General features: G+C 55.4%; 25 protein-coding genes. 13 read left to right on the top strand and 12 right to left on the bottom strand.

Annotated elements, in window-relative coordinates:
• Nucleotides 1-170: 170 nt before the first annotated feature.
• The 5 genes from PGH32_RS23045 to PGH32_RS23025 form a co-directional block, all read right to left on the bottom strand.
• A complete protein-coding gene (locus PGH32_RS23045) occupies nt 171-461 on the bottom strand; it encodes a hypothetical protein (RefSeq protein ID WP_337895300.1) in 291 nt (96 codons plus the stop codon).
• A gap of 325 nt (nt 462-786) precedes the next feature.
• Nucleotides 787-1,044 (bottom strand): immunity protein, encoded by a 258-nt coding sequence (locus tag PGH32_RS23040; protein ID WP_337895299.1) that lies wholly within the window; start codon nt 1,042-1,044, stop codon nt 787-789.
• Between the two features lie 120 nt (nt 1,045-1,164).
• A complete protein-coding gene (locus tag PGH32_RS23035) occupies nt 1,165-1,455 on the bottom strand; it encodes a hypothetical protein (RefSeq protein WP_337895298.1) in 291 nt (96 codons plus the stop codon).
• A 15-nt stretch (nt 1,456-1,470) separates the two neighbouring features.
• The gene (locus tag PGH32_RS23030) at nt 1,471-3,447 is read right to left on the bottom strand and encodes an S-type pyocin domain-containing protein (protein WP_337895297.1); all 1,977 of its coding nucleotides are present in this window, start codon (nt 3,445-3,447) and stop codon (nt 1,471-1,473) included.
• Between the two features lie 104 nt (nt 3,448-3,551).
• Nucleotides 3,552-4,682 carry a tail fiber domain-containing protein gene (locus PGH32_RS23025; protein ID WP_337895296.1) on the bottom strand — a complete coding sequence of 377 codons (1,131 nt, stop codon included), beginning with the start codon at nt 4,680-4,682 and terminating at the stop codon, nt 3,552-3,554.
• Between the two features lie 280 nt (nt 4,683-4,962).
• Here PGH32_RS23025 and PGH32_RS23020 point away from each other — a divergent pair, with 280 nt between their 5' ends.
• A complete protein-coding gene (locus PGH32_RS23020) occupies nt 4,963-5,550 on the top strand; it encodes a TetR/AcrR family transcriptional regulator (RefSeq protein WP_314419294.1) in 588 nt (195 codons plus the stop codon).
• A 21-nt stretch (nt 5,551-5,571) separates the two neighbouring features.
• Here the strand turns inward: PGH32_RS23020 and PGH32_RS23015 are convergent, their stop codons facing one another.
• The 3 genes from PGH32_RS23015 to PGH32_RS23005 are packed head-to-tail and all read right to left on the bottom strand — an operon-like array spanning nt 5,572 to nt 8,826.
• Entirely contained in the window at nt 5,572-7,056 is a 1,485-nt protein-coding gene (locus tag PGH32_RS23015; RefSeq protein ID WP_337895295.1) for an FGGY family carbohydrate kinase, read from the bottom strand.
• Entirely contained in the window at nt 7,053-8,003 is a 951-nt protein-coding gene (locus PGH32_RS23010) for a transketolase family protein (protein ID WP_337895294.1), read from the bottom strand. The genes PGH32_RS23015 and PGH32_RS23010 overlap by 4 nt, the downstream gene beginning before the upstream one ends.
• Nucleotides 7,996-8,826: a transketolase gene (locus PGH32_RS23005; protein ID WP_337895293.1), complete on the bottom strand. Its 831-nt coding sequence runs from the start codon at nt 8,824-8,826 to the stop codon at nt 7,996-7,998. Before PGH32_RS23005 ends, PGH32_RS23010 begins: the two co-directional genes overlap by 8 nt.
• A gap of 312 nt (nt 8,827-9,138) precedes the next feature.
• Between PGH32_RS23005 and PGH32_RS23000 the strand changes: the two genes are divergently transcribed.
• A complete protein-coding gene (locus tag PGH32_RS23000) occupies nt 9,139-10,089 on the top strand; it encodes a sugar-binding transcriptional regulator (RefSeq protein WP_337895292.1) in 951 nt (316 codons plus the stop codon).
• Here the strand turns inward: PGH32_RS23000 and PGH32_RS22995 are convergent.
• Together PGH32_RS22995 and PGH32_RS22990 are read right to left on the bottom strand one after the other, a co-directional pair.
• Nucleotides 10,086-11,576, bottom strand: a complete 1,491-nt coding sequence (locus tag PGH32_RS22995) for a DUF5605 domain-containing protein (protein ID WP_337895291.1) — start codon at nt 11,574-11,576, stop codon at nt 10,086-10,088. The two genes, PGH32_RS23000 and PGH32_RS22995, sit on opposite strands and share 4 nt — an antisense overlap.
• Before the next feature lie 16 nt (nt 11,577-11,592).
• Entirely contained in the window at nt 11,593-12,954 is a 1,362-nt protein-coding gene (locus PGH32_RS22990) for an MFS transporter (RefSeq protein WP_337895290.1), read from the bottom strand.
• Nucleotides 12,955-13,266: 312 nt separating this feature from the next.
• Between PGH32_RS22990 and PGH32_RS22985 the strand changes: the two genes are divergently transcribed.
• Nucleotides 13,267-13,530 carry a CopG family ribbon-helix-helix protein gene (locus tag PGH32_RS22985; protein WP_314419279.1) on the top strand — a complete coding sequence of 88 codons (264 nt, stop codon included), beginning with the start codon at nt 13,267-13,269 and terminating at the stop codon, nt 13,528-13,530.
• Nucleotides 13,531-13,536: 6 nt separating this feature from the next.
• Nucleotides 13,537-13,815: a type II toxin-antitoxin system RelE/ParE family toxin gene (locus tag PGH32_RS22980; RefSeq protein ID WP_314419278.1), complete on the top strand. Its 279-nt coding sequence runs from the start codon at nt 13,537-13,539 to the stop codon at nt 13,813-13,815.
• Nucleotides 13,816-13,925: 110 nt separating this feature from the next.
• On the opposite strand, the gene PGH32_RS22975 is transcribed toward PGH32_RS22980, so the two are convergent.
• Together PGH32_RS22975 and PGH32_RS22970 are read right to left on the bottom strand one after the other, a co-directional pair.
• Complete coding sequence (locus PGH32_RS22975; protein ID WP_337895289.1) at nt 13,926-15,419, bottom strand: CoA-acylating methylmalonate-semialdehyde dehydrogenase; 1,494 nt, start codon at nt 15,417-15,419, stop codon at nt 13,926-13,928.
• 10 nt (nt 15,420-15,429) lie between these two features.
• Nucleotides 15,430-16,761, bottom strand: a complete 1,332-nt coding sequence (locus PGH32_RS22970; RefSeq protein WP_337895288.1) for an aspartate aminotransferase family protein — start codon at nt 16,759-16,761, stop codon at nt 15,430-15,432.
• Between the two features lie 100 nt (nt 16,762-16,861).
• On the opposite strand from PGH32_RS22970, the gene PGH32_RS22965 reads away from it, so the two are divergent.
• The 9 genes from PGH32_RS22965 to PGH32_RS22925 all read left to right on the top strand — a co-directional run bounded on the left by PGH32_RS22965 (nt 16,862) and on the right by PGH32_RS22925 (nt 25,822).
• Entirely contained in the window at nt 16,862-17,764 is a 903-nt protein-coding gene (locus tag PGH32_RS22965; protein WP_337895287.1) for a LysR family transcriptional regulator, read from the top strand.
• Between the two features lie 214 nt (nt 17,765-17,978).
• Nucleotides 17,979-18,812 carry a substrate-binding periplasmic protein gene (locus PGH32_RS22960; protein WP_314419272.1) on the top strand — a complete coding sequence of 278 codons (834 nt, stop codon included), beginning with the start codon at nt 17,979-17,981 and terminating at the stop codon, nt 18,810-18,812.
• A 63-nt stretch (nt 18,813-18,875) separates the two neighbouring features.
• Nucleotides 18,876-19,712: an amino acid ABC transporter ATP-binding protein gene (locus PGH32_RS22955; RefSeq protein ID WP_314419271.1), complete on the top strand. Its 837-nt coding sequence runs from the start codon at nt 18,876-18,878 to the stop codon at nt 19,710-19,712.
• Nucleotides 19,713-19,723: 11 nt separating this feature from the next.
• A complete protein-coding gene (locus PGH32_RS22950) occupies nt 19,724-20,395 on the top strand; it encodes an amino acid ABC transporter permease (RefSeq protein ID WP_314419270.1) in 672 nt (223 codons plus the stop codon).
• A gap of 7 nt (nt 20,396-20,402) precedes the next feature.
• Nucleotides 20,403-21,071, top strand: coding sequence for an amino acid ABC transporter permease (locus PGH32_RS22945; protein ID WP_239553191.1), 669 nt, complete (start codon nt 20,403-20,405; stop codon nt 21,069-21,071).
• A 21-nt stretch (nt 21,072-21,092) separates the two neighbouring features.
• Nucleotides 21,093-21,971 (top strand): dihydrodipicolinate synthase family protein, encoded by an 879-nt coding sequence (locus tag PGH32_RS22940; RefSeq protein ID WP_314419267.1) that lies wholly within the window; start codon nt 21,093-21,095, stop codon nt 21,969-21,971.
• Between the two features lie 61 nt (nt 21,972-22,032).
• Nucleotides 22,033-23,307 carry an NAD(P)/FAD-dependent oxidoreductase gene (locus PGH32_RS22935; RefSeq protein WP_337895286.1) on the top strand — a complete coding sequence of 425 codons (1,275 nt, stop codon included), beginning with the start codon at nt 22,033-22,035 and terminating at the stop codon, nt 23,305-23,307.
• Nucleotides 23,304-24,785, top strand: coding sequence for an aldehyde dehydrogenase family protein (locus tag PGH32_RS22930; RefSeq protein ID WP_337895285.1), 1,482 nt, complete (start codon nt 23,304-23,306; stop codon nt 24,783-24,785). The genes PGH32_RS22935 and PGH32_RS22930 overlap by 4 nt, the downstream gene beginning before the upstream one ends.
• 11 nt (nt 24,786-24,796) lie before the next feature.
• A complete protein-coding gene (locus PGH32_RS22925; protein ID WP_337895284.1) occupies nt 24,797-25,822 on the top strand; it encodes a proline racemase family protein in 1,026 nt (341 codons plus the stop codon).
• Nucleotides 25,823-25,855 lie beyond the last annotated feature (33 nt).

Genomic DNA, 25,855 nt, shown 5'->3' with positions numbered 1-25,855 from the left:
AGGGAGTAGGGTAGAAGGTACGATGTAGCTTGTTGATAGACCTAACATCTTTGGCACGGTTTGGGTAAAGCACCCTCTGCGTTATAAAGTTACTTTATAGTGACAAAAAACGTCCAGTAAGTTCGCTTACTGGACGTGATGCAAAGGCATTTAACCGATGTTATCTGGAACTATTCGATGCCGTATTTTTTCTCGGTGACAAATTTTGGCTCTTTCCAGTTTGGACCTTTTTGGACACCTGCACCATAGACTCTTGGCATAAGTATCTGCCCGATGTCTTCCAAAAACTTCGTTTCATGGAGTAATTTAATATTGTATGATATATATCTTTCAGTTGCTTTGTTGATATTAAAAAACCGATCTATGGATGGATAACTAGTACCGTTATCACTGCGTCCAACGAGGTATAATATAACGCCTTGCATTGTTTCATTCTTAACCATTCCTTCGTAATCTACCATCTTTACACTCCTTGTTTTACTCTGTGGATTTAGAGCTTCTGGCGTATAAAAAAGACTATCATCAGATGCAAGTTGATAATCCCCTAATGTTGGTGTAGGAGTGTTGTTCCATACTTTTGCAGCGTTCTCTGAAATTACGCCATCAGCTAGACTCAATGTCCTATAACGTTTTTAAGCTATGAAATGACAGGGTAAACAGTTTTATGTATCTTTTGCTACGCATTTCTATTTGATGATTTTAATACATCTTTTGTTACCATTTTGTTAAGACCATCGACTCTTGGAGTATGTCATTCAACGCTGCCATGCATCATGAATTATACAATTATTTAAAATCGTACTTTTGCTCGGTGACAAATTTTGGCTCTTTCCAGTTTGGATCTTTTATTATTTCTCCATTGTGATCCTGGAGTATACCCTTTCGGAATAATTCATCAAAGGTGAGTGAAAGTTCGCCACTGGTTATCGCTTCGAATCGAGTATATGTGTACAACCGATCTAATTTTCTGTAATCGGAGTTCGGCGCGAGTAAAGTCAAGACATCCTCAATGCTTTCATTTTGTATAATATCTTTCAACGACATGTTTTTTTCTCCATGGATATTAGGTTATTGAAGTCGAAAATGAAATTCTCAAAATAATACGTCCGGTAAAAATTTTCTGCCGGACGTAAATTTTAGATATCTATCAAGTTTTTTGTGGAACTATTCGATGCCGTATTTTTTCTCGGTGACAAATTTTGGTTCTTTCCAGTTTGGACCTTTTTGAATGCCTGCGCCATAGATCTTTGCTGAAAATATCTGTCCACTTTCTTCTAGTGCTCTTTTATCATGAATTAATTTGATGTTATATGAGTTGTATTTTTCTTCAGCTTTATACATCCCAAAAAAACGGTCCATGTCGGGATATGTTGTGCCTGACTCATAGCGGCCAACCAAAAAAAGGATGACTTCTGACATCTCTTCATTTTTAACCATTGCAATATAGTCTATCATTTGTACTCCTTTGATTCATTCAGGTCCATTTAAAGCTTCCGGTGTATATAAGAGATTTATATCAGAACTCAATTGATAATCCTCTAATGTTGCCGTATGTGCGTTATTCCAGACTTCATCTTCGTTCTCGGGAAGCTCTCCATCAGGAACACTCAACGCGCGATACCGTTCTAGCTCCCTGATTTCATGCGTGTAAAAACGTTTATCGGTATCAGTTGCATTAAGTTTGCCATTCAATATTTTTTCTAAACGTTCGATCATCGCTATATTACTAAATGAATTACCAAATCGTCCCGTATGCAGTTTAACCAAATCCACACCTGCGCGATTAATGATAGCACCTCTCCAGTTCAGATATTCGATGGGGAAACCGATTTTATTGGTATTATATTCCCGCCCGCTGTATTTCCCAACCGCGTTGGTTTCACCATAGACACCGAGCATAACATAGACAGGTTCAACACCGGATCCTGCTGCATCCGGCTGCCAAAAGATGAAGTCCTGCAGCGAAGGGATATTGTTCGCCGGCAGGGGGATTGCAACAATACTGTCCGCCTGCTTTATCTCCGTTCCGGTATGTACGGGTGTTCGCGGGACCGGGGAGTCGTTACCGGTATGAGGTGGAACTATTGGCCCGGTAGGGATCGGATTGATCAGAATGGTTCGAGATGGAACTCCGGCCATTTTGGGAACGACAATCTTATCCAACCCTGTTTTCGCGTCGCGAACCGGTCGATACACCGGTACGCTTGCAGATACGCCACCGGTTCCCGTTTTAACCAGCGTAACCTCTTGTTGACCGTTTTTTCCTGTAGAAATAAAACCACGAACCGGCAAATTGACAGAGGTCATCTCTGGCCGGATAGACGTTTTACCCGCAGCGATAAGGCTGGCCTGTACGGCAAGCATCGCGACGTCACGACCCGGGAAGTTATCGCTACCTTCACCCACCTTTTTCGGCCAAAAACCAATGACAAAAGCACCGATTATCGGACCTAAAGCACTCGTAGTTGCGATTTCGGATAAGGAAACTGCGCCTCGCCACAGCGCACTCGATACCCATCCGGCCAGTTCGCTGCCTGTCGTCATTACGCCGTTACCCATGGTAGATAACTGCGTCATACCTCCCGCTCGGCCTAATACGGTTGCTCCTGCTGCTGCCAGTGCGACATTTGCCGCCTTCACCATCTCGCCTGTATAGACGGGAGCATCGATGACACCCGCCTGACTAAAGAGTGCTTTTCTTGCTTCCTCAACTTTGCGAATTTCAGCTTCAATCCTGGTTTTTATTTCAGCCAGATTGGCGCTCCTGGCCTTTACATCTGCAGTAATGATTTTTATTCGGTCAAGATAGGTGACGAGATTGTTCTTTTCCTGAATTTCCGCATAGTATTTAGGAGGGACGGCCTTATTCCATAAGTCAACCAGCCATTTTCCCGTCAATGAAATAGCGATATCTATCATATCAGCAGGTTTATTGAGGAAGTTTGACATCTGATGGTTGTTCATGAAGTCCTGGAACGCGCTAACGGTTTCCTGCTCTTTCGTTTTAACAACCTGTGTCGATTTATTCTTTAAATCAATGTTCTCTTGTAGTGCATTAACGGCGTCCTGAAGTTGTTTAGCCAGAGTATTAACTTCAGGCTTATTAATGAGGCCCGTTGTTCTTAGACTGTTAAGTAAGGTAACGGCTTCATTTTTAACCTGAAGCGAATTGTTCGGGTAATCTTTGTTGGCCTTGTCCAGAAATTGATTTATTTGATCCTGGCTATTTCGTAATCCATATAATCCGTAGAGCCCTGGTTTTTTGGGGTCATACACTACGCTCCCCCCACCGTGTATAGCGTCCCATGGGACTTGAACAGGGAAAGGGTTATAGGAATTAGTACCTGTATTTTCTATTGGTTTTGTAGGTCCACCGGTAATCGTTATAATTACTGATCCATCGGCGGCATGGGGAATACCATTTTGGTAATATGCGGGTGTTGCCATAACAACATTTCCTTGTTGCTTAATACATTTTTAAATGTATTTATTTATCCGTAGTAAAATGCATTTATTACCCTTGTTTTCACAGGGATTACTATGTAGTGCGCCTAATTTCCAACGCTTGCGGCTTCAATTACGAGTAGTCGGGATTCGAGTTCCTGCCGGGCGACTCGTTCTTCTTTAAGTGCTTCAACCAGTAATGCCACGACGCCATTAATATTGATGCTGCGCGCATCCTTGAGTACGCTGCCGTCATTGAGTTGTAGCTCAGTTTGCGTAACGCACTGCGGCAGGACGGCCTCAACTTCCTGGGCAATAACCCCGGCTTCTTGAACCCCCTGTTTGAGGTAGGTGTAACCGCTAATTTTGTTCAGTCTGTCGAGCGCATCACTGATTTTTACAACATCGGTTTTCATGCGAGCATCTGAACTGCTGCTCCAGGTCCCGTTGGTGTAGGCGTTGCCATCGTTGCGGAATTCGTACCAGCCTTCTTTTCCACCATTGGCGATGTGTAATGCCAGCATGTGCTGCTTACCGATACGTTCATAATGATATACCTCAGCAAAGAGGTTTCCCGCCCCCTGAACATGCATACCATTGGTTTTTCGGTCCGCATTATTGTTAACGTTCTGGGTTCCCGCAGCCCAAAGCCATCCGTTGGCATTGCGCTTGACCAGTTGCCCGACTGAAAGCTCGGCGTTAGAGCGGACCTGAAGTTCATTCCAGCTTCCCTTTCTGTCGCGATACGAAATCAAGCCATAGTCATCTTTTTTAGTGATGACTCGGGTTTCCATCAGCATGCTCGTCAGTACGCCGCCGCTGTTTAAATCACTATGCACGGGGGCTGAGCTGTATGTCTGTCCGTCGATAAGTGTCGCCGGTGAAGTTGTTGCGGTACCAATACCCGCATTGTGCGATACCATTGCACCACCTGAGATATCTAAACCGTTTCCCATGGAAACCCGACCGGAAGTCAGATTGAATGAGAAGGGGCGCAGAGCGTTCCATGATCCATCCTGGGCCTGGCCAGCTGGCGTGACTAATGTGTAAAAGGTTTTGCCATCGTTACGTAACATGACACCGTTACTGCCATACGACAGACGAAAACCGTTCGCTGATTTGGATACGATTTCCCCATCGCTGACTACGCGAGTGCGGAGAGTGGACAACGATTTAAGCTCGCTAATATCTGTGTTGACGCCGTTCAGTATCTGCGCGTTTTTTGTTTGTTCAGTCATGATAATTCCCTCTTCTATGACGATTAATCGCTCTGTGTTATTACGCCAGGGGTCTGTGATAAATCACTGAAATAAATAATAAATATGGCGTAATTTGATAAAGCATACTTAACGCTATGTATGCATAAACAGTATATTGAGCGTGCAGATCACTCTCGTCAAATGATAATGGTTATCATCTATTGTGTGATGGCTGATACGGGCAGGTAGTACAGGACAGTCTTAGGCAGGGCATTATAATTATGTTACTGTATTGAATGATTTTTGCCACGGAGCCTCCATGAAAAACGCGACCCCGCCCATGCGAAAAGGTGAAAAGACCCGGGAACGATTGCTGGCGGTTTCCGCAACGCTGTTTGCAGAAAAGCAGTTTCACGGCACCCGTATCAGCGACATCGTCAAAGCCGCGGGCGTTACGCAGCCCAGCTTTTACAGCTACTTTCAGAGCAAGGACGAAATTTATAGTTTGCTGATCGATAAGTTCGATCGCGAGCTGGAAGAGCTGGTGGCCTCAATGCTGATCGATGCCTCGCTGCCGAAGGAAAACGTGCTGGAAAACGTGTCCGCCAGCTTCCTGCGCTACCTTGAATTCTTCCACCGCAACCGCGAGCTGACGATGATCAGCCTTTTTCAGCAGCCGCAGGACCGGGAAACGCGCGATAAGCTGAAGCGCTGGATCGCGCGCAATATGCAGATCGAACAGCAGCGGGGTTTTTTCAGCGCGGATATTCCGGTGGAGATTATGGCGGACTGCTATCTCGGCGTGCTGCTGCAAACCATGCTGATTGCCGCAGATGCGAAAGAGCTGAAGCAAATCAGTGAGGAAAGAGGCCGCTTTATTTATGGCGGCCTGACGTTTCGCCGTTAGCGCGCAGGGGGTTCGTTTGATTCAACTCGGCTGGTAGCGGCAGCGGGCGACAGCATCAAGCCAGCCCGCATAGCTCTGCGCCATCGCTTCAGCCTGTTCCGGCCTCGGTACGATCACCGCACCGCCCTGAAGCGCGGCCAGGTCACGGCCATGCTGCCACCAGCCCAGCACTTTCCCCGCCAGCACCGCGGCCCCTAACGCCGAGACTTCAGGCGTTGGCGCACTGCGCAGCGGGCGCTGCAGAACATCCGCCTGTAGCTGCATCAGCCAGCGATTGGCGGTCGCGCTACCGTCAACGTAGAGTTCCGGCAGGGCATGGCCGCACGCCTGCTCCATGGCGAGGAACACATCCGCTATCTGGAAAACGATCGACTCCAGCGCCACCCGCGCCAGCGTTTCCGGCGTGGCCGCATCGGTGAGGCCGCAGATCAGGCCGCGCGCTTTCAGATCCCACCACGGCGCGCCCAGGCCGGACAGTGCGGGTACGAAGTAAATCCCCTGGTTCGATCCGGCCGCTTTCGCCATCTCGGTCAGGCGGGTCGGGCTGTCGATGCCCAGCATCTTCGACACCCAGGCCGCGCCTGAACCCGTATGGGTGATATTGCCTTCCAGGGCATAGCGCAGGGTGCCGTCGTGCCAGGCCACTGTCGTGCTTAACCCGGATTCGTTCTGTACCGGGCGATCGGTGGACATCATCAGCGACGATCCGGTGCCGTAGGTGGCTTTGATGGTGTCCACGCCGGGCCTGGCGCGCGCATAGAGCGCGGCGTGAGAATCGCCAACGCGGGACAGCAGCGGCACGCCCGCAGGCAGCCCCACAGCGGCATCGGCGGCAGTGTCACCGCAGGATTCGGCCGAAGCGATGACTTGCGGCAGGGCGGCACGCGGAATATGGAACAGTTCCAGCAGCTCATCGTCCCACTCTTTTTTCTCCAGGCTGTAAAGCTGAGTGCGGGCCGCGTTGGCGTGGTCGGTGACAAACACCGCGCCGCCGCTCAGTCGCCAGCTCAGCCAGCTGTCGACGGTGCCGATGCACAGTTCACCGTTCTGCGCGCGACGATAGCCGTCCGCGATGGACTGCAGCATGCCGGTGAGCTTGGCGGCCGGAAACATCGGGTCTACCGCCAGCCCGGTAAGCGCGGTTATCCGGGCAGCCCGATCGCTCTCCTGCAGCTGCTGGCAAAACGCCTCCGAGCGGCGATCCTGCCAGCTGATCAGTGGCGTAACGGGTTCGCCGGTTTTACGATCCCAGATCAGCACCGATTCACGCTGATTGCTGATCGCAATGCCCGCCACCGGCGCACCGCTCAGGCGGATACACTCCTCAATGGCATCCTTCACCGCCAGCCAGATCGTCCACGGATCCTGCTCGGACCAGCCGGGCTGCGGGTGAGACAAAGAAAGAGGGCGGCTGCTGCGTGCCACCACCTCGCCTTCACTGTTGACCGCCAGAACCTTGGCGTTGGTCGTGCCTTCATCAATCGCCAGTATCACCGGTGAGGTCATACATTTTCTCCGCGAATAAGATGCTGTGCCGTGCGGGCGATGCCCTGCGCATCAATCCCCAGCCGGTCACGCGTTGAAGCCCGGTCGCCGGCGATCGCGTACTGCCCGTCCGCAAGGCCCAGCCGCTTCAGGCGGATGCCCACGCCGTGTTCCGCCAGCACTTCCGCCACGAGGCTGCCGACGCCGCCGTTAATGTTATGTTCTTCAGCCGAGACTATGTACGGCACGTCTTTCAGCTGTTCATACAGCGCCTGAGTATCGCACGGACGCACGGACGAAACGGAAATCACTTTGGCAGAAATACCCTGCTCGTTGAGGATCTCCGCCGCGCTGACCGCTTCATGCACGGTAGAACCCAGTGCCACCAGCGCCACGTCCGAACCCTGGCGAAGGGTATCGATTTTACCCGGCACAAACGCGTAATCGTTGTCGTGCAGCACCGGCAGCGCTTTGCCATCCAGCCGGATGTACACCGGTCCGGTGTGGCGCAGGGCATAGTCGATAATTTTACGGCACTCTACCGGGCAGGACGGCGCATAGATTTCAATGTTGCCAAAGCCGCGCATGATGGCGATATCGTCGGTGCTGTGGTGGGTGCTGGCCAGCGGCCCGTAGCTGGCACCGGCGTTCAGCCCGAACAATTTCACGTTGGTATTGTTATAGCAGACATCCACCTTCACCTGCTCGTTAGCGCGGGAAATCAGGAAGGGCGCGGCGTTACAGGTGACGGCAACTTTACCGCCCAGCGCCAGGCCCGCTGCGGTGCCGACCAGCGTCTGCTCGGCGATCCCAACGTTGACCAGCCTGCCGGGAAATGCCTTCACAAACGGGCTGATTTTTGCGGTTGAGGTGGAGTCGGCCACCACCGGAACCAGATCGATTCCCTCATTCACGGCATCGATAAAGGCGTCAACCATCACGCTTGCCAGGTGTTCTGCATTACTCATCGTTCAGTTCCTCCAGCGCCAGCGCGATCTCTTCGCCTTTTGGCACGCGGTGATGCCATTCCGGCTGCCCCTGGATAAACGAGATCCCGAAGCCTTTTTCCGTATTGGCGATAATAACCTGTGGTTTTCCGGCGGGTTTTAAGCCCTCCAGCGTGTCCACGACGTCCTGCATGTCGTTGCCCCGGCACTCGGTCACATCCAGCCCGAAGGCCCGCCACTTTTCCGCCAGCGGATCGGTATTCAGGATGTCGCGGGTGGCACCGGCCAGCTGCAGTTTATTTTTATCGTTGATGATAATCAGGTTATCCAGCCCGTAGTGAGCGGCGACCAGCGCGGCTTCCCAGTTGCTGCCTTCGGCCAGCTCACCGTCTCCGGTCACCACAAAGATGCGGCGAGCGTGGTTGCTCTTTTTCGCCGCCAGCGCCAGGCCAACCGCAACCGGCAGGCCGTGGCCGAGCGCCCCGGTGTTCAGCTCAATACCCGGGGTTTTTTGCCGCACCGGATGGCCCGGCAGGCGCGAATCCGCATGCTGATAGGTGGGCAGCCACTCGGTCGGAAAATAGCCTGCTTCGGCGAGAACACAGTAATAGCCGCCCACCGCATGCCCTTTGGACTGGATATAGATATCCCGATCCTCCGAGTCGGTGCGGTCCGGCGCGCAGTTCAGTATGCGAAAATAGAGCGCCGTCAGGATTTCAACCTGCGACAGGTCCGCGCCGGTGTGGCCGCCCGCCGGGCTGTTGGCGTTCAGCTCAATGATGCGGCGACGTATGGCGCGAGCCTTCTTCTGCAGTTCCGGCACATCATATCTGAAAGGATTCATCTGCTACTCCTGAATACTAATTCATGCATGAATAAATATTCATGCGGGGTAAAAATAAAGACCGTTTGTCAGCGGCCGTTCAGTTTTGAAACCGTGTTAACTGCAGTTCGCAGGTTTTTGCTCTATCGGGTTGAATATATATTCACTATTGATTTAATATTTATTATTATGACCTCAGTCAGGCAGTCGAACTATCGGTTCAGCGAACAATTGAGATCGCGATCACAATTTAACCGCAGAAATTATCCGGTGTCACGACGCTGACTTTAGCTTACGCTCTGCGCAGTCAGGATGGTTTAACTACGAGGCTTTATGATCAGGCAAAACGAAATCAGATTGATGGTTAAAATCGCCAACCTTTATTACAACGAAGGTTCCAAGCAGGCCGAGATTGCCACCGCGCTGAATCTTTCTCAGTCTTTTGTTTCCCGCATGCTGAATCGCAGCGTTCGCGAGGGGATTGTGAAAATCAGTGTGGTTCAGCCTGATAACGTGTTTCCGCAGCTTGAGCGCGGGATTGAACAGCGCTACGGCATTCAGCAGGCGATCGTCGTGGACGTTGCGGAGGATGACGATGCGGCGCAGGTGCGCAAGGCCATCGGTGCCGCCGCCGCGCACTATCTGGAAACGCGGCTGCGCAACGGCGAGCTGGTGGGGATTTCTTCCTGGAGCAGCACCATCAGGGCGATGGTCAGTGAAATGCACCCGCAGACGGTCAAAGTTGACGGTGTGATCCAGCTGCTCGGCGGGGTGGGGGTGAACGGCAACGTGCAGGCCACCATTCTGACCCAGGACCTGGCAAACCGGCTCAGCTGCCGCGCGTGGCTGCTTCCGGCGCAGTCTATCGAAGGCTCGGTGACCAGCCGCGATCTGCTGGCGGCAAGTAAGGATGTCAGTGAGGTGCTACACAAGTTTAATGAAGTGACCACCGCCGTGGTCGGCATCGGTGATATGGAACCGTCGCAGCTGCTGCGCCATTCGGGCAACTTCTACGATAAAACGATGCTGCTGTCGCTGACCGAAAAAGGCGCGGTAGGGGATATCTGCCTGCATTATTTCAATGCGGCGGGCCAACCGGTGCTGAATGAAGATGAAGATCCGGCGATTGGCATGACGCTGGCACAGCTGAAAGCCTGCCCGCACGCCATTGCGCTGGCGGGCGGGCAGGAGAAGGTGACGGCGATTAAAGCGGCGCTGAGCGGCGGGTATCTTAACGTGCTGATTACCGACTACCCCACGGCGCGCGCGCTGATGGAAGATTAAACGGCGGTGATGCGCAGGGCGATGCCCGGCCGGCCGGGCAGCGGCAGCCTGTCGCCGCTGCGCCACGTTCCGGGCACGCGTTCCACGGTCATTGCCCACGCGTCGATAATCTCGACCATAAACTCTTTCCCTTCCGGCAGCATGGTCAGCAGCTTGAAGCCCGGCTGGCTGTCGCCGAACCACAGCAGCCAGTAATCGTCACCCATATGACCGATGGTGACATCCCACTGCGAGTGGCTGCGGCCTTTCCACGGCGACAGGCGTTTTGCTTCGCCATCTTCAAGGATATTGCGCAGGAACGCGATGCGTTCGGGGCTTTCGCCTTTGAGTTTGCCGCCGTGCGACCACCAGATGATTTCATCGTCGCTCAGATAGCTTTCGCCGTGGGTCACGTAGCCCCCGGCGCAGACGCCCTCCCAGGTCAGGTTGAGCATCTTGCGGCCGCTGATATTGCCCCAGCCGCAGTCGACGTCGCCTTCGTAGCGGCATTCATCAATGACGATCGGTTTACCGAACTGCTCGCGCCAGGCGGGAACGAACCACAGATCGTGGTGCTGAATGCTGGCATGGGTAATCAGCGTGTCAGTCTGATCGTACCAGTGGTCGTTGCTGGTGTAATGAATCGGTGGGTTATGCCAGTTATGGATCGAGATAAGATGTCCGTAGGGATCGTCCGCCGTAATCTGCTTAAACACACCGTCCCAGAACGACAGGGGTTTTTTACGCAGCAGATCGAACTCGTTGGCCAGCGACCACCAGACGTTGCTGAAGCTGGAGAGGCGGGCCACCAGATAGTCCACATAGCGGCGATCCGTTTCGGCCTCCATCTCCGCAAAGCCCCAGCGGTCATAGGGATGAAAGATAATCAGGTCGGCTTCAATTCCCCGATCTTTCAGCGCGTCGATCTGGTTTTCCAACTGGTGGAAGAAGGCGCAGTCGAAGCGTGAAAAATCAAACCCGTCGGTGATATTGCCCGGGAACGGGAACCGCTGCGGCTCGTTAAAGTTATAGGTGTAGTGTTTTGGGAACACGCACATTCTGATCTTGTTAAACGGCGAGGCCGCCAGCGAGGCCAGCGTCTGCTCCTGCACGGCGTCAGACTGATAGTTCCAGACGTAGGCGGTGGTGCCGAACGGATACCAGGCCTTGCCGCTGGCGGTGCGAAAGTGGAAAGTCTCATCCGTTTCAATCGGGCCAGTGGCATCAGCTTCGGCCGGCGTGCAGTTAACGCTGCCGGTTATGCCGCTGAGGCTGGCGATATTACTCTCGGTGCGAAACGTCCAGATGCCTTCACGCTGCGGCATAAAGCGCAGCAGGAAACGGCCGCCATCATCGTAAAACCCGCGCACTACCTTCTGGTCATCGCCGCTGCTAAAGGTGGCAGTTATCCATGACCGGGTAAAATGCGCCGGATCGCTTTCTGCTTTAAACACGAATTCGGCACGCGACCATTTCGCGATAGTCAGTGTGGAAGGGGAAACTAACATCTCAGGGTTCCTCTGCTTAGTGAATGCGGGACTGGTGCGGCAGTGATGAACGGGCATCTGCCGCCTGACGGTCGTCCAGGTTAAAGAACATAATCAGCACCAGGCTGATGCCGTGGAAGAGGGCTGGTACGCCCGCGATCAGGAAAATAATGCCTTTCAGAATCTCAGGGGTGATGGCGACTCCGGCATGATAGCCGCTCATGCTGAGTACCAGGCCCACCAGGCCTCCGGCGATGGCCAGGCCGATTTTCATCGTGAACAGAGTGCCGGCGGCGATAAAGCCGGACATCTTCAGGCCGCTTTTGCGTTCGCAGTAGTCCGCGCATTCCGACGGCAGCGCCCAGGCGGTGATGGCACCGATTTCGGCGAGCAGGACCGACACCACCAGGAGTGCCACCGCCAGCCAGATGTTATCCGGGCTGACAAAGAACAGCGCCAGTGCAGCAAGGCATCCTCCGGCCTGGGCCAGTTTCAGCGTGCCCAGCGCGCTGACTTTTTTCCGTTTAATCAGCTGCAGGGCGATCATCGGCGCAATAATACCAGCGATGGCCGTTGCCGAAAGCAGCCCGGAGACGAAGCCGTCGCTGCGGCCAAGGAAATACTTCACGAAATAAATTGTCGCGCTGCCCTTAATCACGAAGGCGATTGAGCTGGTGATTTTGAAGAGGTAAAAAATCACCACCGGACGGGCAGACAGCGAGATGCGCAGCTGCTGCTTAAAGGAAACGTTTGATGCCAGCGATACCGGTTTCACACGTTCTTTGGTACCGAAGAAGCAGCTCAGCATCATGGCGGTGGCCAGCACGGCAATCATGCTCATCGCCACCATGTAAGCCTGGGCTTCATTATCCTTGCCGTACCAGGCAACGAACATCGGCACCGTCACCGAACAGATCAGGAAGGACATCTTCGCCAGCGGGAAGCGCCAGGCGTTGGCGGCCAGTCGTTCCTGCGGATCGCTGGTCAGCGCCGACAGCAGTGCAACATAAGGCACCACGGTGGAGGCATACATCAGGATCAGGAACAGATAGGTGGCATAGGCATAGACCAGTTTCCCGGTCGGGGAAAAATCGGGTGCCAGGAATACCAGCAGGCAGGAGAGGCCATACGGCACCGCCAGCCACAGCAGCCACGGACGGTAATGCCCGTGACGGGTTTGCATCCGGTCCGCTACGTTGCCGATGAACGGATCGTAAAACGCATCCACCAGGCGCGCGATAACGAACAGCAGGCCCATTGCCGCCGCTGATATGCCTAAAACATCGGTGTAAAAATAGGGTAGAAACATCATCGTCATGCCGAGGAAGATATTGGCGGACGAATCTCCCAGACCAAAACAGATTTTTTCCCGCACGGACAGCTTGTGAACCGGTTCCATTTCTACTCCTGAATATATATTCAATTGGGATTATATATTCTATTCTGCGGGATACCGGTCACAGCCTGCCAGTGGACAAAGCGGATTCTGGAAGAAGGCTCACATTATTTTTTTAATTGATGAGATGATTTTGATAATAAATCATGGATCAATGTTCTGATATTTAATGATTAATTCCATCATGGCAAATGTTATTGGCAAGTAGTATTTTGGGTGGGCTGCTGCCTGATAACAAGTTGGCGCTAATTAAAAATGAAGCGACGTGAGAATGAAGTGTTACCATGTAGATACAGCGTAACGACGAGGTGCATAATGACACAGGCAACCCTGAATTTAAGAATTGATGCAGAACTAAAGGCCGCCTTTCTTGAAGCTGCTAAAGCGATGGACCGTAATGGATCGCAGCTGATACGGGATTTCATGCGAGAAACGGTGCAGCGGCAGCATGATGAATGGTTTCGTCAACAGGTTCAGGCGGGAATTGAACAGGCCGATCGCGGTGACGTTTTCTCCACGGAATTTGTAGAGGCAGCAGCAGCTGAATGGCGTAAGCAGGCAACAAAGAAACTGGGTTGACAAACAATGGAAATCACATGGACGCGGTTGGCCAGTCAGGACAGACAGAGAATTCGCGAATATATCGCGGAAGAAAATCTCTCTGCCGCGATAGAACTGGATAAGCAGATCGGGAATAAGGCGGCAAGTTTAGCCGCCCATCCACTTAAAGCACGTATCGGACGCGTGGAAGGGACGAGGGAACTGGTTATCCATTCTCACTTTATTTTGATTTATCGCCTCAGGGAAAGTCAGAAAAAGATTGAGATACTTCGCGTGTTACATACCGCGCAACAATGGCCTTGATACCAACAGTTCCTTCGAGAGCATCATCAGGCTGGCGGCCGCAAATCCGGCCGCCTGAAAGTGAAGTGTCATGCCACGACTGGTCAGGCATAAAGCGCCAGGCCGTTCAGTTAATGGCTGGGAAACGCGAACTGAGAAGCTTCCCGCGCTGTCTGTTTCGGCCAGCGCTGGGTGATGGTTTTGCGGCGGGTATAGAAGCGCACGCCGTCCGGGCCGTAGGCGTGCAGATCGCCAAACAGCGAGCGCTTCCAGCCGCCGAAGCTGTGGAACGCCACCGGAACCGGCAGCGGCACGTTGACGCCGACCATACCGACTTCAATCTCATTACCGAAGTGCCGCGCCGCTTCACCGTCGCGGGTGAAGATGCAGGTGCCGTTACCGTACTCGTGCGCGTTGATCAGTTCGATTGCCTGTTCCAGCGAATCCACCCGCACCACGCACAGTACCGGACCAAAAATCTCTTCTTTATAAATCCGCATATCCGGTGTGACTCGGTCGAACAGGCAGCCGCCGATAAAGTAGCCCTCTTCGTGACCGGCGACCTTTAACGACCGGCCATCCACCACCAGTTTCGCGCCCGCCGCCACGCCGTCATCAACGTAGCCGGTGACTTTATCCTTGTGCGCGGCGGTCACCAGCGGCCCCATATCCAGGCCGCAGGCGGTTCCCGCCCCGATTTTCAGCGCGGTGATTTCCGGGGTCAGGCGTGCAATCAGCGCATCGGCCACCGCATCTCCCACGCACACCGCCACCGAAATCGCCATGCAGCGCTCGCCGCACGATCCGTATGCCGCCCCCATCAGCGCGCTGACCGCATTATCCAAATCTGCATCCGGCATCACCACCGCGTGGTTTTTTGCGCCGCCCAGTGCCTGCACGCGCTTGCCGCGCTTTGTGCCCTCGCTGTAGATGTACTCGGCAATCGGCGTGGATCCGACGAAGCTGATGGCCTTAATGTCCGGGCTTTCGATCAGCGCATCCACCGCTTCTTTGTCGCCGTTAACCACGTTAAGTACGCCCGCAGGCAGACCCGCCTGCTGAAACAGCGAGGCGATCAGCAGCGTGGAGCTGGGATCGCGCTCGGAGGGTTTGAGCACGAAAGTATTGCCGCAGGCGATAGCCAGCGGATACATCCACAGCGGCACCATCGCCGGGAAGTTAAACGGCGTGATGCCCGCCACGACGCCGACGGCGTGAAAATCGCTCCATGAATCGATCCCCGGCCCGGCATTGCGGCTGTATTCGCCCTTCAGCAGCTCTGGCGCAGCGCTGGCATATTCCACGTTTTCGATACCGCGCTTCAGCTCGCCCGCCGCATCCTCCCGCGTTTTACCGTGTTCTTCGCTGATCAGCTGAACGATCGCTTCCTGATGCTCCTCAAGCAGCTGCTTAAAGCGGAACAGCACCTGGGCGCGCTTCGCCGGGGGCAGATTGCGCCAGGCGGGCAGGGCGGCTTTGGCGGCGGCAATCGCCTCCTGCACCGTGGCGGCGCTCGCCAGCTCAACCTGGCGGATCGCTTTGCCGGTGGCCGGATTAAAGACGGCGGTGGTACGGCCATCGGGCTGGCGCATAGTCCCGTTAATCAAATGGGTGATAGTGGTCATGAAAACTCCCTCAGTTAATGTGGTGCAGGGCTTCGCCCACGGCATCAAACAGACGATCCAGCTCGGCAGGCCGGGTGTTAAACATCGGGCCAAACTGCAGCGTATCGCCGCCAAAACGCACGTAGAAACCGGCTTTCCACAGCGCCATACCGGCATCAAACGGCCTGATGGCGGCGTCGCCGTCGCGCGGTGCCAGTTGAATCGCCCCCACCAGGCCACAGTTACGGATATCAATCACGTTAGGTGCGGTACGCAGCGCGTGCAGCGTGCGTTCAAAATGCGGAGCCAGTTCTGCCGACTGGGCAATCAGCTGTTCGTTCTCCAGTAAATCCAGCGTTGCCAGACCGGCGGCACAGGCCACCGGGTGCGCGGAGTAGGTGTAGCCGTGGGCAAACTCCACCGCGTGCTCCGGCAGCGGCTGTGACATAAAGGTGTGATAGATTTCGCTGCTGGCCACCACGCCGCCCAGCGGGATCGCGCCGTTAGTGACCTGTTTGGCGAAGTTGAGCATATCCGGAGTAACGCCAAAGTACTCGGCGCCGCTCCAGCGTCCCATACGACCAAAGCCGGTGATCACTTCATCAAAGATCAGCAGGATATTGTGCTGGGTACAGATCTCGCGCAGGCGCTGCAGATAGCCGCGAGGCGGAATAATCGCCCCGGCGGAGCCGGAAAGCGGCTCGACGATCAGCGCGGCGATATTGGACGCATCGTGCAGCTCAATCAGCTTCAGCATCTCATTAGCCAGCTCCACGCCGCCGGTTTCCGCCATGCCCGCCGTAAAGGGCAGGTCGGTTTGCAGCGTATGCGGGATATGGTCAACATCCATAAACTGGCCGAACATTTTGCGGTTACCGCCGATGCCGCCGAGGCTGGTGCCGGCAATATTCACGCCGTGGTAGCCGCGCGCGCGGCCAATCAGTTTGGTTTTTGACGGCTGGCCTTTGGCGCGCCAGTAGGCCCGTGCCATTTTCACGGCGGTATCGGCGGATTCAGAGCCGGAACCGGTGAAGAACACGTGATTCAGTTCGCCCGGCATATGCTGAGCGATTTTATCCGCCAGCTGAAACGACAGCGGATGGCCGTACTGGAAGCCCGGCGAGTAGTCGAGCGTACCGAGTTGTTGACTGACCGCCGCCTGGATCTGGCTGCGGGTATGGCCCGCGCCGCAGGTCCACAGCCCGGACAGGCTGTCGAAAATCTGTCGGCCTTTGTCATCCGTCAGCCAGCGCCCCTCTGCGGCGACGATAAAGCGCGGATCGCGGTGAAAATTACGGTTGGCGCTGAACGGCATCCAGTGTGCCTGCAGGTTCAGTGATGCGGTGTTAACGGCTTCAGACATGATTTTTTCCTCCTGACGGGTGTAGGAAGAGTTTGCATTCAAGTGTTACTTAAGTTAAATGCCTATTAATACATCTTTAGTTACGGAATAACTCACCTATATGAAAAGCAAATCTCTTGCCCAGGTCACGGACTTTGACCTCAAGCTGCTGCGAATATTCAAAACCGTCAGCGAGTGCGGCAGCTTTTCTGCCGCTGAAAGTCTGCTCGGTATTACGCGCTCGGCGATCAGCCTGCATATGAGCGATCTGGAAAAGCGCCTGGGCATGCGTCTGTGCCAGCGCGGGCGTGCCGGATTTGCCCTGACCGATGAAGGGCGAGAAATTCTGCGCCACAGCGACAGCATGATGGCGGCCATAGAAGGATTTCGTCAGCAGGTGAACCAGATGCACAAGCAGTTGCGAGGTGAGTTTAACATCGGGATTATCAATAATCTGGTGACCCAGCCTAAGATGAAAATCACCCGCGCGCTGGATTCCCTGCGGGAGATCGGGCCGGACATTCGCCTGAATATCAGCATGAGCACGGCGGCAGAAATTGAGCGCGGTCTGATGGATGGTCGTCTGCAAATCGGAGCGCTGCCGCTGACCTCGCCGATCTCCGGGCTGGATTATGCGCATCTTTACGATGAAAAATCAGAGCTTTACTGCAGCAGTACGCATCCGTTGTTCACCGGGGACGGCGATCCCGGCGACGATCTTCTGGCGCAGTATGACGCCATTGCGCCGAGCTTTCGCATGACGGCTGAAACCATCGGCCTGCACCAGATGCTGAACTGCACGGCGACCGCCTCCGACCGCGAAGGTATTGCATTTCTGATCCTCACCGGGCGCTTTATCGGTTACCTGCCTGACCACTTTGCGGCGCAGTGGGTGGAGAAAAAATTAATGCGTGCCATCGCCCCGCAGCGGCTGAACTTCAACAGCAAAATTGCCATCGTCAGCCGAAAAGGGCGTCGGCCTAATGCCATTATTGAACGATTCCTTCAGGCTCTCGATCTGTAATCCGCTTACCGCCCCCGCTTTTATGAAGCCGATCACACCCTGGTGGCGATCGGCGTCAAACTTTGATCATAAGTAAACCATATTGGTTGACTTTGTTAATTTCGTGCTTCTATTCTCTCATTCAGTGATGCATACAAAATTGCATACATGAATGAAGAAATAAGCACCACCTAACTGTTCCTGTTCGCAACATCAACGTTTGGACGAGGTCTTTATGGTCAGTGTTCGTTTATCACATCTCAAAAAGTTTTCCTGCTGTCTGGCGCTGGGCGGAGCTCTGCTGGCGTCATCGCTTCCCGCTTCGGCGGCCGTGGGTTTCTGGCAAAGTATTCAGCAAAAGGGCGTCCTGCGCTGCGGCGCGGCGACGGCGGCACCCTACGTGATGCGGGATGCTAAAACAGGCCAGTACAGCGGCTATTTTGCTGAACTCTGCCGCGATTTTGGCGAGAACGTTTTAAAAGTGAAGGTGCAGTTTGTTGATGCCAACTGGGATACGCTGGTCGCAGGATTGCAAAGCGACAAGTGGGATATGGCGCTGGGCCTGAATCAGACCCCGGAGCGCGCACTGGCGGTCGCGTTCTCCGCGCCGGCGCAGGACTATCAGGTCTCTTTCCTGATTAATAAGCAGAACCCTAAAATGGAAGGGGTGACCAACAAATTAGCCGATCTCGACAAGCCCGGCGTGACCTTTGCAGTGATGTCCGGCACCTCGCAGGATAAAGCGGTCACCGCTGCGATTAAGAAAGGCACAATCATGCGCCTGCCCGGCAATGATGAAACCCGCCTGGCGCTGATGGCCCGCCGTGCCGACGTGCTGGTGGACGCCAGTGATACCAACCATCTGTTCGCACTGGCTAACCCGGACTGGGCGAAAGAGATCCTGCCGGTTCCGGCGCTGGCGAAACAGGGCGTGTCCTTCGGACTGCCGCGCTCCATCACCGAAGCGGATCGCGACGTGATTGATATCTATCTGACCCAGCGCCGTGCCACCGGCGAGATCGACCAGCTGGTCAATAAAGCCTCAATGGAAGTCAACGCCGCAAAATAAGGCGTGATAAATCTCTGAAATTAAATTAACCGTGTGCATTCCGCACGCAGCGGAGGAATGAGTATGAATGCCTCAAGTAATTTGGCGGCCGCACCCACGCGCCTGCAAGATAACCGACCTGTATTTCTCAATGAATTTAATAAAGGCGAATTTATTCAGCTGGAAAAAGTGAATAAAGCCTATGGCGAATTAGTGGTGATGGATAATTTTGACCTCACCATGAGAAGTGACGATCGTCTGGTTATCATTGGTCCGAGTGGAAGTGGTAAAAGTTCTCTGCTGCGTGTGTTAATGGGGCTGGAAGGTATTCAGGGCGGGACAATCAATTTCCATAAGCAGCACTATATCGTCGGTGATAAAGCCAAACGCGCAAAAATCGTTGACGCAAATATTCAGAAAAAGATTGGTATGGTCTTCCAGCACTATACGCTGTTTCCGCACTTGTCGATTTTAAGCAATCTGATTCTGGCCCCGATGAAAGTCCACGGGCTGGAGAAAAAGGTGGCGGTGGAAAAAGCGCGTGCGCTGCTGGCCCGCTTCGGGCTGGAAAGCAAGATCGGCGCCTATCCCAGCCAGCTTTCCGGCGGCCAGAAGCAGCGCGTAGCCATTGCCCGCGCGCTGATGCTGGAGCCGGAGCTGATGCTGTTTGATGAAGTGACCTCGGCGCTTGACCCGGAAATGGTTACCGAAGTGCAGAGCGTAATGATGCAGCTGGCCGATCAGAAAATGGCGATGATTATTGTGACCCACGATATGCACTTTGCGCGGAATATTGCTTCCCGCGTGGTGTTCTGCGCTAACGGGAAAATTGTCGAGCAGGGGCACCCTGATTCGTTATTTACCTGCCCGAAAGAAAAACGTACTCGTGAATTTCTGGAAAAAGTCCTGCATCTGGATTAATGAGGTTGATTATGAACTATCAGTTTGACTTTCATTTCCTGCAGGGAAATCTGGGGGCGCTGTGGGACGGTTTAAAAGTCACCCTTGAGCTGGCGCTGGTGGCTAATATATTTGGCCTGGTTCTGGGATTTATTTTATGCCTGATGGCGATGAGCTCGCTGGCGATATTTCGCTGGCCGACGAAATTATTTATTGAGTTCTTTCGCTGTACGCCGGTATTGCTGCAAATCGTCTGGTTTTATTACTGCGTACCAATCATGTTCAACCTGTTTATTGATCCGATCTATATGGGGTATCTGGCGCTGGGGCTGAATCTGGCGGCGTTTAATGCCGAAGCGTATCGCGCCGGGGTGCAGGCGGTGCCGCACGAGCATCACGACGCGGGGATTGCCCTGGGCCTGAATCGCTTCCAGCAGACGGCATACGTGGTGCTGCCGCAGGCGATTCGCAACGCGCTGCCGGTGCTGATGACCAACGGCATCTCGATTCTGCAGCAGAGCGCGCTGGTGGCGATTGTCGCTATCTCCGATCTGATGTACGTCGGCCGCAATATCGCCACCGAAAGCTACCGTCCGCTGGAAACCTACTCGCTGATTGCGCTGATTTACTTCGCGCTGTCGCTGCCGATTTCCCAGCTGGTTGCCTGGGTTGAACGCCGCCAGGATGCGGCTACAGAACGCTGAGGCTCAGATGATGACACTTGATTTCACCCAGGTATTTTCCTACTGGCAGGTGCTGCTGCAGGGCTTAGGTCTGACGCTGGCCTTTACGCTGAGCTGCGCGGTCATTGGCAGCCTGGCAGGCTTTATCGTCAGCCTGCTGCGCCTGTCCCCGTTCCGGCCGCTGCGCTGGCTGGTCACGCTGTACGTAGAGTTCTTTCGCGGAACGCCGCTGCTGATCCAGCTGTTCTGGGTATTTTTCTGCTTCCCGGTGGTGTTCCAGCTCAATATCGCCCCGTGGCTGTGCGTCACCCTGTCGCTGGTGCTGTATATGGCGGCGATCACCAGCGAAACCTTTCGCGGCTCGCTCAAATCCATCGCCGGGGAACAGCACGATGCCTGTGTGGCGCTCAGTCTGACGCCCACGGCCAAAATTCTCTACGTCATCTTCCCACAGGCGCTGCTGCGCGCCGTGCCCACGCTACTGTCGAACGTGGTTGCCCTGTTTAAAGAGAGCGCGCTGATCTCATCGGTCGGCGTGGCGGATCTGATGTTCGTGGGACAAAGCATATCCAACAGTACCGCGCGTCCGGTGGAGTTTCTGACGGCCGTGGCGGTGATCTATTTCGTTGTGGCATTCCCCTTAACGCGCCTGGTGGGCGTGGTCGAGTCGCGTTTGTTACGGCGTTACGCCCTTTAACTGTCCACAGGAGAAGTAACGATGAAACTACAAGGTATTTTACCGGCCCTGGTCACCCCTTTTGATGCCGCAGGCGCGGTAGACCATCAACAGCTGGCCGATATTCTGGAGTACCAGCTGAAGGCGGGCGTGAACGGCTTTGTGCCGCTCGGTTCTACCGGCGAATATTATGCCCTGACCAATGAAGAGCGCCGTCAGGTGCTGAAAACGGTGAAAACGGTGGTGGGCGATCGCGGCACGCTGATCGCCGGGGCCAACGGTTCCTGCACCCGCGAAGTGCTGGAACAGGTCAGACAAACGGTTGAAGCGGGCTATCACAACCTGCTGATTGCTCCGCCGTACTACGCGCTGCCTTCTCAGGAGGAATTGATCGGCCACTATCAGGCGATTCTTGATGAATTCAGTGACATCAATGTGGTTCTGTATAACTATCCGGTGCGCACCAATGTGGAGGTCGGCTTCAGCGTGCTGGAAGCGTTTAAAGACCATCCACGCGTGGTCGGTATTAAGGAAAGCAGCGGCAGCGTGCTGCGTGCGGTGGAAATTGGTCACCGCTATAAGGATCAGTATCAGCTCTCCTGCGGTTCGGACGATGTAGCGTTTGACTTCTTTATGTGGGGCGCCAGCAGCTGGATTTGCGGACCGGCCAACTGCTTCCCGGATCAGATTGTCGACTTCTACCGTAAATTCAGCCGCGGTGATTTGCGCGGCGCCCAGGACGTGATGCGCACGCTGTTCCCGGTAATGGCCAGCATGGAAGAGGGCAAGTTTATCCAGAAAGTGAAATACGGCTGCGAGCTGGCAGGATTCAAGGCGGGTAACGCCAGGATGCCGCTACAGCCGTTAACCACGGAAGAGAAAGCGGCATTCCGTCAGGTATTTGAAGCGTCCCAGCGCTAATCGCGAGGGTGGAAATTGGCTGGCGGCCAGAAGGGTGCCAGCCTGTTAACGAGTGGTAACTATGTCAAAACAGCAGATTACGCAAAAGTCGGTGGTGATTGGTGGCGGTATTGTGGGCGTCTGTTGTGCGCTCTGGCTGCAAAAAGAGGGGCATCAGGTCTGGCTGATCGACCCGGCCGCACCCGGCGACAGCACCGCCAAATGGAGCTGCGGGCAGATGGCAGTCAGTGAAGTGATCCCGCTTTCCAAACCGGGTATTTTGAAGCGCATTCCGGGCTGGCTGCTGGATCAGACCGGGCCGCTGGCGCTGCGCCCGGCGGCGCTACCGGCCATGCTGCCGTGGTTTCTGCGCTTTGTTGCCAATGCACGCCACAGCCGTATCGACGCCATTGCCCATGCGATGGCCACGCTGACGCATCAGGTTTACCCCGATTTTGCCACGTTGCTGGCGATGTGCCCGGATAAAACGCTGCTCGGCCAGCGTCCGGTGATTGAGGTTTTCGATTCACCGCGCGGCCTGGCGGCGGAAAGCGAACATCTGCGCCTGCGTGAGCAGCTGGGTTTCCAGGCCGAAACGCTGGATGCGGCGGCGATTGCCGATCTGGAACCGGCGCTGGCGGGGAAATTCTCGCACGGCGTGCTGTTCCCGGACTGGTGCGCCGTCAGCGATACCAAAGGATTTATTGCCGCGCTGACCGAGGCGTTTGTGCGTCAGGGCGGCGTGCGTGTAGACACCGAAGCGCGGTCAATTAACGAAGCTAACGGGCTGGCCTGCGGCGTGACGCTGAACGATGGCCGCCAGCTGCCCGCCGATCACGTTGTGGTGGCGGCCGGGACCGGCTCGCGGCGCTTCTTCAACCAGCTGGGCGTGCGCGTGCCGCTGACCGGTATTTCCGGCTACCAGGCGCTGCTGCCAAGCCCCGACGTTGAGTTTAACCATTCGGTGATTTATGCCGAAGGCGGTTTCTGCTTCACGCCGATGACCCGCGGTTTGCAGATCGGCGGCACCATTGAGTTTGCCGGGGCCGATGCGAAACCGAATTTCCACCGTGCCGAGATTATCCTGCAGAAGGCGCGCAGGCTGCTGCCGCAGTTGAATGTGACCGATAAGGAATTCGGCGTCGGGCACCGTCCCTTCCTGCCGGACACCAAACCGATTATCGACCGTTCGCGCCGTCTGACCAATGTGCTGATGGCCTTTGGTCACGGCCAGCTCGGGCTGACGTTAGGCGCGACAACCGGACGACTGATCGCCGACCTCGCCGCTCAACGCGCCACCGCCCAGGATTTAACGCCGTTCAGCGCCTACCGATTTATGTCAGGAGACCGTTCATGACCACTACCAATCAGCTCTTTATTAACGGCCAGTGGGTTGCCCCGGCACGCGGCGGCAGCTTTGACACCATTAACCCGGCGAATGAAACCGCGATAGCACAGGTTGCGGCCGCCACCGCTGAAGACGTGGATCGGGCGGTACAGGCCGCGCGCAACGCCTTCGACCACGGCGGCTGGCCGGAACTGAGCGGCAAAGCGCGCGCCGGGTATCTGCGCCGTATCGCCAGCCTGATCCGCGACCGGCAGCAGACGCTGGCGGAGCTGGAAGTGCGCGATAACGGCAAACCGCTGCCTGAAGCTCTGTGGGATATTGGCGATACCGCCTACTGTTTCGATTTTTATGCCGATCTGGCCGAGCAGCTGGATGCGCAGCAGGAAAAAGCGGTGGCGCTGTCCGACGATCGTTTCAGCTGCGTGGCGCGCAAAGAGCCGGTCGGGGTCTGCGGGGCGATTATCCCCTGGAACTTCCCGATGCTGATGGCGGCGTGGAAAGTGGCGCCGGCCCTGGCGGCGGGTTGCACGGTGGTGCTGAAGCCTTCGGAAGTGACACCGCTGACCGCGCTCCAGCTGGCGGACATCGCCCGGGAGGCCGAACTGCCGCCGGGCGTGCTGAATGTGATCACCGGCTTCGGGGCCGATGCCGGTTCACCGTTAACCGAACACCCCGATGTCGATAAGCTGGCGTTCACCGGCAGCGTGCCGACCGGACGTAAAATCATGCAGGCCGCCGCCGCCGGGATTAAAAACGTCAGCCTGGAGCTGGGGGGGAAATCGGCGTTTATCATCTTTGACGACAGCGATATTGAAAAGGCGGTGGAGTGGATCCTGTTCGGTATTTTCTGGAACAAAGGGGAAGTCTGCTCGGCGACCTCGCGGGTGCTCGTGCAGCGCAGCCTGTATGATGCGCTGCTGGCGCGGCTGGTGGAGGAAGCGGAGCGCATCCGCATCGGCAACGGAATGACGGACGGCGTGCTGCTCGGGCCGCTGGTCAATGCCGCACAGTATGAAAAAGTGCAGGCGGCGATCGCCCGGGGAATCGAACAGGGGGCAACGCTGCTCAGCGGCGGTCAACGGCCGGTGGGGCACGATAAAGGCTATTTCCTGCAGCCGACGATTTTCACCAACATGTCGGAAGAGAGTGACATCTGGCGCGAGGAGATTTTCGGCCCGGTGGTCTGCGTGCGCGCCTTCGATGATGAAGCCGAAGCCGTGGCCTCCGCTAACCGTTCTCGCTTTGGCCTGGCCGCGGCGGTGATGTCGCCGGATCTGGCGCGCGCCGAACGCGTAGCGCGCAGACTGCGCGCCGGGATCGTGTGGATTAACTGTTCGCAGCCGACCTTCACCGAAGCGCCGTGGGGCGGCTTCAAGGAGAGCGGCATCGGCCGCGAGCTGGGCGAATGGGGGCTGAATAACTATCTGGAAACCAAGCAGATGACCCGCTACGACAGCGATGAGCCGTGGGGCTGGTACATTAAATAAGAGATAACGCCATGCGCTGGAAAAAAACATTACAGCTGATTGATGTGCACTGTGAAGGGGAGATCGGCAAGGTGATCACCTCGGGGGTGATTGATATTCCCGGTGCCACCATGCTCGATAAAATGAACTACATCAACGAGGTGGACGACAGTCTGCGTCGCCTGGTGATGCTGGAGCCGCGCGGCTGCCTGCAAATGTCGGTGAACCTGCTGCTGCCGCCGACGGTGCCGGGCGCGCAAGCGGGGTTCATTGTCTTGCAGGCCGATAAGGCGCATCCGATGTCCGGCAGCAACTGCATCTGCGTGGTTACCGCGCTGCTGGAAACCGGGATGATTGCCATGCAGGAGCCGGAAACCACCGTGGTGCTGGATACCCCCGCCGGGCTGGTGACGGCGGTAGCGGCCTGTTCCGACGGGCGCTGCGTGAGCGTGTCGCTGGACATGGTGCCTGCCTTTGTTGAACATCTGGACCGCGAGTTTAATATTCCCGGCTTTGGTAAGATTGCCGCGGATATTGCCTTTGGCGGCGTTTATTATGCGCTGATTGACGTTGAGCAGATCGGCCTGACCATTTCACCGGACAACGCCCGCGAGCTGGCAACCCACGGCGTGGCGTTTTGCCAGGCGATTAACCAGCAAATCCAGGTTCGCCACCCGCTGCTGCCGTTAATCAACGACGTGGCCTATGTGATGTTCCGCCAGCGCGAGGACGCGAAAACCTGGCGAACCTGCACCACGCTGCCGCCGGGACGGGTGGATCGTTCGCCCTGCGGCACGGGCAGTTCTGCTAACCTGTCTGTACTGGATGCGCGCGGTGAGGTGGAAGTGGGCGATCGCCTGACCTCGCGCTCAACGATTAACGGGGAATTTCGCGTAGAGCTGCGCGGGCGCACTCAGGTGGGCGAAAAGCTGGCGGTGCTGCCGCGCGTCACCGGGCGGGCCTGGGTGTACGGCATTCAGCAGCTGGGGGTGGATCCTGACGATCCGCTCGCGGCGGGCTTTATGCTCAGCGATACCTGGGGACCGGCGTTATCCTGAGGCCGTTTTTGTATGAATTGACACTCAGTCAGG

This window comes from Erwinia sp. SLM-02, assembly GCF_037450285.1.
GTDB lineage: Bacteria > Pseudomonadota > Gammaproteobacteria > Enterobacterales > Enterobacteriaceae > Erwinia.
Note: the sequence above shows the minus strand (reverse complement) of the source record. Positions and strands in the feature narration are given on the sequence as shown.

Excerpts from the sequence above, each read along its gene's own strand:
- PGH32_RS22980 (WP_314419278.1), top strand. The coding sequence starts at position 13,537 with ATGGAAATCACATGGACGCGGTTGGCCAGTCAGGACAGACAGAGAATT.
- PGH32_RS22965 (WP_337895287.1), top strand. The coding sequence starts at position 16,862 with ATGAAAAGCAAATCTCTTGCCCAGGTCACGGACTTTGACCTCAAGCTG.
- PGH32_RS23005 (WP_337895293.1), bottom strand. The coding sequence starts at position 8,826 with ATGAATCCTTTCAGATATGATGTGCCGGAACTGCAGAAGAAGGCTCGC.
- PGH32_RS22985 (WP_314419279.1), top strand. The coding sequence starts at position 13,267 with ATGACACAGGCAACCCTGAATTTAAGAATTGATGCAGAACTAAAGGCC.
- PGH32_RS22975 (WP_337895289.1), bottom strand. The coding sequence starts at position 15,419 with ATGACCACTATCACCCATTTGATTAACGGGACTATGCGCCAGCCCGAT.
- PGH32_RS22925 (WP_337895284.1), top strand. The coding sequence starts at position 24,797 with ATGCGCTGGAAAAAAACATTACAGCTGATTGATGTGCACTGTGAAGGG.
- PGH32_RS23020 (WP_314419294.1), top strand. The coding sequence starts at position 4,963 with ATGAAAAACGCGACCCCGCCCATGCGAAAAGGTGAAAAGACCCGGGAA.
- PGH32_RS22945 (WP_239553191.1), top strand. The coding sequence starts at position 20,403 with ATGATGACACTTGATTTCACCCAGGTATTTTCCTACTGGCAGGTGCTG.
- PGH32_RS22990 (WP_337895290.1), bottom strand. The coding sequence starts at position 12,954 with ATGGAACCGGTTCACAAGCTGTCCGTGCGGGAAAAAATCTGTTTTGGT.
- PGH32_RS22995 (WP_337895291.1), bottom strand. The coding sequence starts at position 11,576 with ATGTTAGTTTCCCCTTCCACACTGACTATCGCGAAATGGTCGCGTGCC.
- PGH32_RS23040 (WP_337895299.1), bottom strand. The coding sequence starts at position 1,044 with ATGTCGTTGAAAGATATTATACAAAATGAAAGCATTGAGGATGTCTTG.
- PGH32_RS22960 (WP_314419272.1), top strand. The coding sequence starts at position 17,979 with ATGGTCAGTGTTCGTTTATCACATCTCAAAAAGTTTTCCTGCTGTCTG.
- PGH32_RS23035 (WP_337895298.1), bottom strand. The coding sequence starts at position 1,455 with ATGATAGACTATATTGCAATGGTTAAAAATGAAGAGATGTCAGAAGTC.
- PGH32_RS23000 (WP_337895292.1), top strand. The coding sequence starts at position 9,139 with ATGATCAGGCAAAACGAAATCAGATTGATGGTTAAAATCGCCAACCTT.
- PGH32_RS22955 (WP_314419271.1), top strand. The coding sequence starts at position 18,876 with ATGAATGCCTCAAGTAATTTGGCGGCCGCACCCACGCGCCTGCAAGAT.
- PGH32_RS22940 (WP_314419267.1), top strand. The coding sequence starts at position 21,093 with ATGAAACTACAAGGTATTTTACCGGCCCTGGTCACCCCTTTTGATGCC.
- PGH32_RS23015 (WP_337895295.1), bottom strand. The coding sequence starts at position 7,056 with ATGACCTCACCGGTGATACTGGCGATTGATGAAGGCACGACCAACGCC.
- PGH32_RS22935 (WP_337895286.1), top strand. The coding sequence starts at position 22,033 with ATGTCAAAACAGCAGATTACGCAAAAGTCGGTGGTGATTGGTGGCGGT.
- PGH32_RS23025 (WP_337895296.1), bottom strand. The coding sequence starts at position 4,682 with ATGACTGAACAAACAAAAAACGCGCAGATACTGAACGGCGTCAACACA.
- PGH32_RS23010 (WP_337895294.1), bottom strand. The coding sequence starts at position 8,003 with ATGAGTAATGCAGAACACCTGGCAAGCGTGATGGTTGACGCCTTTATC.
- PGH32_RS23045 (WP_337895300.1), bottom strand. The coding sequence starts at position 461 with ATGGTAGATTACGAAGGAATGGTTAAGAATGAAACAATGCAAGGCGTT.
- PGH32_RS23030 (WP_337895297.1), bottom strand. The coding sequence starts at position 3,447 with ATGGCAACACCCGCATATTACCAAAATGGTATTCCCCATGCCGCCGAT.
- PGH32_RS22970 (WP_337895288.1), bottom strand. The coding sequence starts at position 16,761 with ATGTCTGAAGCCGTTAACACCGCATCACTGAACCTGCAGGCACACTGG.
- PGH32_RS22950 (WP_314419270.1), top strand. The coding sequence starts at position 19,724 with ATGAACTATCAGTTTGACTTTCATTTCCTGCAGGGAAATCTGGGGGCG.
- PGH32_RS22930 (WP_337895285.1), top strand. The coding sequence starts at position 23,304 with ATGACCACTACCAATCAGCTCTTTATTAACGGCCAGTGGGTTGCCCCG.